Raw genomic sequence first — 1,067 nt, forward strand, 5'->3', positions numbered from 1 at the left:
GGCGGCGGGCTGGCCCTGTTCCATCCCGTGGGCCGCGCCGCCCTGGCGGCCCGTCAGGGGCGGCTCCTCACCCCGGGCGACCTGCGCGCCGAGCCCAACCTCCGCCCGCTGCTGGCCGGTTCGGGGTGGCGGATGACGTCGTACGCCGACGAGGACGACCGTTTCCTCGCGCTGGCGGTCCGGGAGGGCTGAGCCCCTTCTGCCGGAAAGGTTCCGACCCTAGGTTGGAAGGCTCGGCACCGGTGAGCAGGAGGAGGGTGGTCCGTGTGACAGGCGGGTTCCGCAGGGCCTGGGGGAAGTTGACCGGTACGGCGCCGGATGCGGCGAAGGCCCGGCGGGGCAGGGTGCCGAATCTGTTCGAGGCGGCGGCCGTGTACGTCGTGGCGTGCGCGCGGGACGATCAGGAGGGGATCGAGGAGGCGGCCGGGTGGGTGTCGCCGGAGGCGCTCTCCTTCGGGGTCCGTGAGCTGGCGTGCCGTGCGGTGGTGACGCTCGCGCGGGAGCGCGACGAGTCGCCGCAGACCGTCGCCCGCGCGCTTCTCGGACTGCCGGCCGCCTGACACGCGCCGATTCGTCCTCTCTGCGCGCGTTCTCCGCGCCCACAGCGGCTCCGGGTCCGTCCGGGAGCCGTGACAAGCACGTCACGGGCGCATTAGGGTGCGCGCGGTTGGACGAACCCGTGGGGAGGCTGGGATGGCCGGGACGGACGAGGACGTCGTCGCCGCCGATGACGCGCTGTACATACTCACGGCGGTGCTGCTGACGCCCGCACAGTTCCCGGGTGCGCTGGGCGACGACTATCCGGAGGCGTGCGCGGCGCTCGGCCTCGCGCCGCTGGCGGACGGCTACGGGCTGGTGTTCGGCCAGGACGGCACCGGCGCCCGGTGGACCGTGGTCGTCGACGACGTGTCGCTGGTGGCGGTCGCCATCGCCTCCTGGGACTGCGGGATGGAGTACGACCTGTCGCCGGACGAGCGGACGGTCGTCGCCGGTCTGCCCGGCTGGCCCCTCGCGGTGGCGGTGGCGGCGCCCGGCGTGCCCGCACCTCACGATCCCGCTCCCGAGGC

1 protein-coding gene and 2 pseudogenes are annotated in these 1,067 nt (G+C 74.4%); all 3 read left to right on the top strand.

The window, feature by feature from the left end; genetic code table 11:
- A pseudogene (locus tag ACVNF4_RS36325) lies at window positions 1-192 on the top strand (SAM-dependent methyltransferase); the annotation flags it as partial.
- A gap of 107 nt (window positions 193-299) precedes the next feature.
- A complete protein-coding gene (locus ACVNF4_RS36330) occupies window positions 300-560 on the top strand; it encodes a hypothetical protein (RefSeq protein ID WP_461807078.1) in 261 nt (86 codons plus the stop codon).
- Window positions 561-693: 133 nt separating this feature from the next.
- A pseudogene (locus ACVNF4_RS36335) lies at window positions 694-1,067 on the top strand (hypothetical protein); the annotation flags it as partial.

The organism is Streptomyces sp. S6 (assembly GCF_054880855.1).